Below are 6,945 nucleotides of genomic sequence, written 5' to 3' on the forward strand. Positions count from 1 at the left end.
TAGTCACCTCTCAGTTCGCCACGCCGTCAGCGCGTTGGCGCGGCAAAGCCAGTTGCAGCAGGTTGGATTCGTTGGCCTCGTCACGGGACAGTTCGCCGCGCATCGCGCCTTCACAGAGCACCAGGATGCGGTCGGAAATACCCATCACTTCCATCAGGTCGCTGGACACCACAATCACCGCGATACCGCTTTCAGCGAGGTTATGGATGATCTGGTAGATCTCGGCTTTGGCACCGATGTCGATGCCGCGAGTCGGTTCGTCGAGCAACAGGATTTTCATCGGCATCGACAGCCAGCGGCCGAGAATGGCCTTCTGCTGATTGCCGCCGGACAGGTACATGATTTTTTGCGCCGCGTTGGGCGTCTTCACTTTCAGCGCCTTGATCTGCTTGTCGGCGTTGCCTTTTTCCCACAGTCCGCGCAACAGGCAACCGAAGGTGGAATGAGCGCCGCGTGCGCTGATGTTGATGTTCTCGGCGACGCTGGAGAGCGGCATGATGCCCTCCTTCTTGCGGTCCTCGGGACACAGCAGAATGCCGGCGGCAATCGCATCGCGGGGTGAACGCAGCTTCAGTTCATGCCCGCGCAATTCCAGGCGCCCGGCGGTGTTGCGCTCAAGGCCGCTGAGTATGCGGAACAGTTCGGTACGCCCCGCGCCAACCAGACCGAACAGCCCAAGAATTTCGCCTTTGTGTGCATCGAAACTCACCGGCTCGCGCAAGCCCGGCCCGAGCAGACCGTCGACCCTCAGCGCCACCGCGCCACGCTTGCGCGGGCGATAATCGTAGATGTCCTGAATGTCGCGCCCGACCATGCACGTGACCAATTGATCATGGGTCAGCTCACTCATGTCCTCGAAGGTGCGCACGTAACGGCCGTCCTTGAACACCGTCACCGCGTTGCAGACGCGGAACACTTCTTCCATGCGATGGGAAACGTAGAGCACCACTTTGCCTTCGTCGCGCAGGCGCCCGATGATCGCCATCAAGCGATCAATCTCCCGCGCCGAGAGACTGCTGGTCGGTTCGTCGAATGCGATCACATGCGCGCCACGGGACAACGCCTTGGCGATTTCCACCAGTTGCCGCTGGCCCAGAGACAGGCGACTGACTTTCTCCTGCGGATCAATTTCATCGGCCAGGCCTTTGAGGCAGGCCAACGCTTGCTGACGCAGTGCGCCGCGATTGATCAGGCCGAAACTGGCGGGCAGATGACCGAGGAACAGGTTTTCCGCCACGGTCATTTCCGGGACCAGGTGCAGCTCCTGATGGATCACCGCGACCCCGCTGCCGATGCTGTCGGCGGTGGATTTGAAGACCATCGTCCGCTCGCCGATCTGCAGGTCGCCGCTGCTCGGCGTGTAGGCGCCGCCGAGGATTTTCAGCAGCGTCGATTTGCCGGCGCCGTTCTCGCCCATCAAGGCGTGAACCTGGCCCGGATGGGCGACGAAGCTGATGCCATCCAGCGCCTTCACCCCGGGAAAGGTCTTGCCGATCCCGTTGAAACGCAGGCTGCCGCCGACGCCGTTGTGTTGTGTCTGTACTTGCGCGTGCATAAAACCACCTCATCACACAGATCAGGCAGCCCTGTCGCCAGGGCTGCCAATGAAATCAACCGCGCCTCAGTTCCAGAGGCCGATCTTTTCCAGTTCCTGCTTGAAGTTCTCGCGCGTGATCAGGGTCACGTCGTCCATCGCCGTGTATTTCGGTGGTTCTTTGCCGGTGGTGACCCACTCGAACATCATGCTCGCGGTGTTGTAGCCTTCGATGTGCGGGCTCGGCAGCATCGAGCCGAAGAAACCGCTGTTGGGTTTTTTCAGTTCGCCGATGGCGTCGGTGCCGTTGATGCCGATGCCGATCACGTTGGCTGCGGCAAACCCGGCGCTCTCGGTGGCGCGCACGCCGCCCAGCACGGTGTTGTCGTTCATGCCGCCGATGATCAGGTTTTTCGCCGCGCTCGGCAGTTTCACCAGCGCCGAGTTGGTGGCGTCCATGCTGCCCGGCACGTCGAGGGTTTTAAGGGCCGAGAACAGGATGTGGTCTTTCGGCATGCCGGCGTCTTCCAGCGCTTTGACCGAACCGTCGGTGCGCTTTTTGCCGGTGTCGAGTTCGTTGTAGGTGTTGATGACCGCGTAGGTGTCTTTCCAGTCCCAGCCGCGTTTTTTCGCTTCCGTGGCCATCGCCGCGCCCTGCTTCTGGCCGACTTCGAACGCCGCCATGCCGAGGTACGGAACGTCTTCCATGAACTTGCCGCTGGCATCGACGAAGCGGTCATCCACGGCAATCACTTTCAAACCATTGAGTTTGGCTTTGGCCATGATCGCCGGGCCGAGGGACACGTCCGGCGGGCAAATCACGAAGCCCTTGGCGCCGTTGGCCGCCAGGCTGTCGATCGCGGACAGGGTTTTCTCGCCGTCCGGCACGGCGATTTTGATCACCGTGAAGCCTTTATCTTTGCCGGCCTTTTCGGCGAAGGCCCATTCGGTCTGGAACCAGGGCTCTTCCGCCTGTTTGACCAGAAAACCGATCTTCACTTCCTCGGCCGCCAGCAACGTACTGCTCAGGCTGACCGCGGTGACCGCCAAAGCGGCACAGCACAGGGAACGGATCCCACGACGACGATTCATAAGCTGACTCCTTGTTATTTTTTTTGAGCGTTAATTTGAAAGCCGGTGCAGCAAATAGTCATATCATATGATGATTGGATTTCAAGCGGAATTCCGCGCCTGAAATGCGTTTTGCCTAGTCGTGATACATCACCGAGCGACCACCATCGATGGTGATGCACGATGCGTTGATAAAGGGCGCTTCGTCGCTGGCGAGGAAAACCGCAGTCATCGCCACTTCAATCGGCTGGCCAATGCGGCGCGGCGGATGCAGGTCGAAAGCCCGCTGGCGTTCAGCGTGGGGGTCGGCAAAACCGTTCCAGTAATCGACGTTGAGCTGGGTTTCGATGTAGCCCGGCGCAATGGCGTTGACGCGAATACCCTTCGGCGCGTATTCGATGCCGAGCGCGCGGGTCAGTCCGAGCAAACCGTGCTTGGCCACCGGGTACGGGAAGCAGCCGGGAATGATGTGCGTGGAATGGGTCGAGGCAATGTTGATGATGCTGCCGATGCCCTGCTCGATCATCTGCGGCAACACCGCTTTGCAACCGAACCAGGCGCCGTCCAGGTCGATGGCGAAGCAGCGGCGCCAGTCTTCTTCAGTCATTTCCAGCGGATCGCGGAACACGTTGACGCCGGCGCAGTTGACCAGCACGTCGATGCGACCGTGACGTTCCATCGCCAGATTGGCCATAGCGTCAAGATCCTGCTGCCGGGACACGTCAGCCGTGATCGCATGAACGTTGAAGCCTTGATCACGCCACCGCGCCGCGACTTTTTCGACTTTCTCGGTCTGGATATCACTGATGATCAATTTGGCCTGTTGATGGGCGAAGGCAGCGACGATCGCCTCGCCGATGCCTTGGGCGGCGCCGGTCAGCATCACAACCTTATCTTTCAGGCGCTTGCCCTTGGGCGGTTCGGCCAGCGCCGGCAAGGAGAGTCGTTCAGCCATGCATCAAGCTCCCTTTTCCAGGCACGACAAAAACCGGGCATCTGTCGATGTCCGGCCGAAAAAAGTTCTGGAAAATCGCTGCATCACTTCACCTGTTTTGTTTTTTTAAGTGTGAGTGCGTGTAACTGATGGAGCCGACTATAAACCCGACCGCCAAATAATCTCAATATATAATTTTACATCCCATATTTTGGGATTCATCCAGCAAATCTGGTACAGGGTTTTCCGGGTACATCGACCTGAACAGCCAACACCGCGCCGTCCAGCGGATGGTTACGCGGGCTGGCAGCGCTGGTGATGTACAGGGTTTTCAGGTCGGCGCCACCGAACACGCAACTGGTAGGACGGCTGACCGGCAATTCGATTACGCGATCGACATGACCGTCCGGCGTCAACCTGAGCAGGCAACTGCCGTCCCAACGTGCATTCCAGAGGTAACCCTCGGCATCCATCGCCGAGCCATCCGGGCCGCCACGTTCATGCGGGCCAAACCAGACTTGCGCGGGCTCGAGGCCGCCGTCGGTGCGAATGAAATACTCGTAGAGCGTGCCATCGAGGCTGTCAGCGAAGTACAGCGTGGTGGCGTCGTCACTCCACAGCAACGTGTTGGGAATGCCCAAGCCACGAAGCAGCGGCGTCACCCGGGCATCGCGGTCGATTCGAAACAGGCCGCCAGAACGCTGCACAACAGGCAGGTCTTCGCCGTTTTCGCCGATGTTGTTCTGCATGGTGCCGAGCCAGAGCCGGCCCTGGGCATCGCAACGGGCTTCGTTGCCGCGATTGCCGGGCTGCGGATCGGCGACACAGAGCAAGGTCAGTCGTGGCGCGAGGCCTGGTGAATCCAGATCGAGCCGATACACGCCACTGCTCAACGTCACCAGCGCATCGCCGCTTTCGCAGGGGATGAAGGCCGACACGTGCTCCGGCATCTGCCAGATCTGCACGTTGGCGCCGATCAGCCGCAGCGCTTGTTTGCCGGCGATATCCACCCAATAGAGCGCCTGCGTCGGCACATCCCAGAACGGGCCTTCGCCCAGTTGCGCACGGTGTCCGGTAACCGCATGCCACGCCATGAAACCTCCTTTCTTTTTGCTGTTATGTGGGAGCGAGCCTGCCCGCGAAAGCGGTGGGTCAGGCGAAATCAGTATTGAATGTGCCGGCCTCATCACGAGCAAGTTCGCGCCCACAAGGGGCCTGTGTTTTTAGCCGGCTTTTTTGTCGGCCATGACTTTGGGGTAGAAACGTTTGATGGCCAGGTCAGCGTTGTCGATCAGCGTCATGCAGGCCCATACACCGCGTGCTGCATCGCGAGCGGCGATGGCGTCGGCCATGTCTTTGTGAATCGGTAGCGTACGGCGCAATTCGTCCGGATCGGCGGCGGAAACCTCAAAAGAGACGGCCAGGAGTGCGCCGAGGGCCGGGACCATTTGTTCGATGAACTGATTGTGGCTGGCCGCGAGGATGCACTCGTGGAAGAACTGGTCGGCGCGGTTGTAATCGATCCCGCTGTCCACCGCCCGTTCCAGCGCATTGTAGGCCTGAAGCACCGCTTGCACCTGCTCGGCACTCGCCCGCTCGCAGGCCCAGCGCACGGCCATCGGCTCGATGGTGCGGCGCAGGTCGAGCAAATCGTCGACGAAGTTTTCCGGCAAGCCGCTACGCGACAGCCAGCCGACGACTTGCGGATCGAAGAGGTTCCAGCGCCGCACCGGTAACACCCGCGTGCCCACCTTGGGCCCGACTTCGAGCATGCCTTTGGCGACCAGGGTTTTGATGGCTTCGCGTATGACCGTGCGACTGACGCCGAGTTGCTCGCCCAGATCGGCTTCGACCTTGAGGGTTTCGCCGGGTTTTACCTGGCCCGCCGCAATCCAGCAACCCAGCCAATCGACCGTCGATGCGTGAAAACTGCTGGACATGGGCACCTCGATGCTGGGACGGCAGAACGCCGTTCGCGATGGTTGCTTACGCTAATCATCATACGATTGGGTGTCAATTTGATTTTTCGGAAGAATTCACAATCCCAGTGTGGGAGCGAGCCTGCTCGCGATAGGGCAATAACAGTCGATATCTTCGTTGACTAATACACCGCCATCGCCGGCAAGCCGGTCTCGCTCCCACAGGGTTATGGGTTACGGCTCGAGGCCGATGGGGAAGAAAATGCCGCCGCTCCACACACCGAGCCAGCGTTGCCCATCGATCTCACGAGTCACCGCCAGCTCCACCAATTGGTAAAACACATTGCGATGAATCAACGCTTCGAGATTGGTGCGCACATGCACATACGGCGCAGGCTCTTGTGTCACCGGATCAATCACCACGCGAATCGCATGTTCGGCACCCGCCTCGGCGGTTTCATCGACGTTGGTGGTGAAACGCAGGACTTGGGCTTCACCTTCGCCTTCCACGTCGACGGCAATCGCCACGAACGGTGCATCGTCGACCTTGATGCCGACTTTCTCGACCGGGGTAATGAGGAAATAATCATCGCCGTCGCGGCGAATGATGGTGGAGAACAGTTTGACCATTGGCTTGCGCCCGATCGGCGTGCCCAGGTAATACCAGGTGCCGTCACGGGCGATGCGCATGTCGATGTCGCCGCAGAAGTCGGGGTTCCACAAATGGACCGGTGGCAAGCCTTGGGTCTTGGGGATTTGCCCCAACAGGTCGTTGGCTTTTTGCGGGCCGCTCATGGCGTTCTCCTTGGAATTACTGGTCGCTGAGCCCCAGCAGGCTGCGCGCGTATTGCCGCAGTGGCGGGCCCATCAGGTCTTCTGGCTTTTTGTCGTGGAACGTCAGTAAACCGCCACGACTCTTGATACGCGCAGTATCAATCAAATACTGGGTGCTGGTCTCGATCAACATGATCTGAATTACGCCGGAGTCGATACCGAGACGATCCACGGCTTCCTGATCGAGCCATTCGTCCGAGTTGCCAATACGGTCATCAGACTTGGCGAAACGGGTGTAGAGCAGGTAATGCGCACCGGCCGCACGGGCTTCGCCCATGGCCTGGTCGAGACCTGCCGGCGCGCGCGCGCGACGGACCATCGGGAAGTATTCGATAAAGCCGTCGAAAGCGACTTCGGCGATCACGTTAGGTCGCGGATAGACCGCACTACCCGGCGGCACAAAGGCACCCTGAGCGATGTAGACGAACGAGTCCGGCTGAATGCGCAGGTTGTTCACGCGGCGGCTGTCGCTGTGGTCGAGCAGACCCGCGTCGCTCAAGTGGTAGCGAGTCCCTTCAGCCAGATCGCTCACATTCATGCAGCCACCAAGCGCCAAAACGGCCAGCAGCAAAACCAGGCTACGCATCCTACCCTCCAGAGGCCGGTGACGGAAAACCGGCGAATGGCCATTGGATGCAGCTTCCGCGCCAGCT

7 protein-coding genes are annotated in these 6,945 nt (G+C 60.0%); all 7 read right to left on the reverse strand.

Translation table 11 applies throughout. The features are described from left to right. Positions 1 to 10 precede the first annotated feature (10 nt). The 7 genes from araG to Q7W83_RS20750 all read right to left on the reverse strand — a co-directional run bounded on the left by araG (position 11) and on the right by Q7W83_RS20750 (position 6,878). Positions 11 to 1,555 (reverse strand): L-arabinose ABC transporter ATP-binding protein AraG, encoded by a 1,545-nt coding sequence (araG, locus tag Q7W83_RS20720; protein ID WP_473656768.1) that lies wholly within the window; start codon positions 1,553 to 1,555, stop codon positions 11 to 13. A 66-nt stretch (positions 1,556 to 1,621) separates the two neighbouring features. Further along, positions 1,622 to 2,626 carry a substrate-binding domain-containing protein gene (locus Q7W83_RS20725; RefSeq protein ID WP_150631716.1) on the reverse strand — a complete coding sequence of 335 codons (1,005 nt, stop codon included), beginning with the start codon at positions 2,624 to 2,626 and terminating at the stop codon, positions 1,622 to 1,624. Positions 2,627 to 2,741: 115 nt separating this feature from the next. Then, positions 2,742 to 3,560 (reverse strand): SDR family oxidoreductase, encoded by an 819-nt coding sequence (locus tag Q7W83_RS20730; RefSeq protein WP_150636027.1) that lies wholly within the window; start codon positions 3,558 to 3,560, stop codon positions 2,742 to 2,744. Between the two features lie 197 nt (positions 3,561 to 3,757). Further along, positions 3,758 to 4,633 carry an SMP-30/gluconolactonase/LRE family protein gene (locus Q7W83_RS20735; RefSeq protein WP_150636029.1) on the reverse strand — a complete coding sequence of 292 codons (876 nt, stop codon included), beginning with the start codon at positions 4,631 to 4,633 and terminating at the stop codon, positions 3,758 to 3,760. Positions 4,634 to 4,762: 129 nt separating this feature from the next. After that, positions 4,763 to 5,479 (reverse strand): FadR/GntR family transcriptional regulator, encoded by a 717-nt coding sequence (locus Q7W83_RS20740; protein WP_150631719.1) that lies wholly within the window; start codon positions 5,477 to 5,479, stop codon positions 4,763 to 4,765. A 213-nt stretch (positions 5,480 to 5,692) separates the two neighbouring features. Continuing rightward, entirely contained in the window at positions 5,693 to 6,253 is a 561-nt protein-coding gene (locus tag Q7W83_RS20745; RefSeq protein ID WP_150631720.1) for a DUF1285 domain-containing protein, read from the reverse strand. A gap of 16 nt (positions 6,254 to 6,269) precedes the next feature. Then, positions 6,270 to 6,878: a DUF4823 domain-containing protein gene (locus Q7W83_RS20750; RefSeq protein WP_150631721.1), complete on the reverse strand. Its 609-nt coding sequence runs from the start codon at positions 6,876 to 6,878 to the stop codon at positions 6,270 to 6,272. Between the last annotated feature and the right edge of the window lie 67 nt (positions 6,879 to 6,945).

Source organism: Pseudomonas sp. 300, from assembly GCF_055803035.1.

Bases quoted from the DNA above. Each gene is read 5' to 3' on its own strand.
- araG (WP_473656768.1), bottom strand. From the start codon at position 1,555: ATGCACGCGCAAGTACAGACACAACACAACGGCGTCGGCGGCAGCCTG.
- Q7W83_RS20725 (WP_150631716.1), bottom strand. From the start codon at position 2,626: ATGAATCGTCGTCGTGGGATCCGTTCCCTGTGCTGTGCCGCTTTGGCG.
- Q7W83_RS20730 (WP_150636027.1), bottom strand. From the start codon at position 3,560: ATGGCTGAACGACTCTCCTTGCCGGCGCTGGCCGAACCGCCCAAGGGC.
- Q7W83_RS20735 (WP_150636029.1), bottom strand. From the start codon at position 4,633: ATGGCGTGGCATGCGGTTACCGGACACCGTGCGCAACTGGGCGAAGGC.
- Q7W83_RS20740 (WP_150631719.1), bottom strand. From the start codon at position 5,479: ATGTCCAGCAGTTTTCACGCATCGACGGTCGATTGGCTGGGTTGCTGG.
- Q7W83_RS20745 (WP_150631720.1), bottom strand. From the start codon at position 6,253: ATGAGCGGCCCGCAAAAAGCCAACGACCTGTTGGGGCAAATCCCCAAG.
- Q7W83_RS20750 (WP_150631721.1), bottom strand. From the start codon at position 6,878: ATGCGTAGCCTGGTTTTGCTGCTGGCCGTTTTGGCGCTTGGTGGCTGC.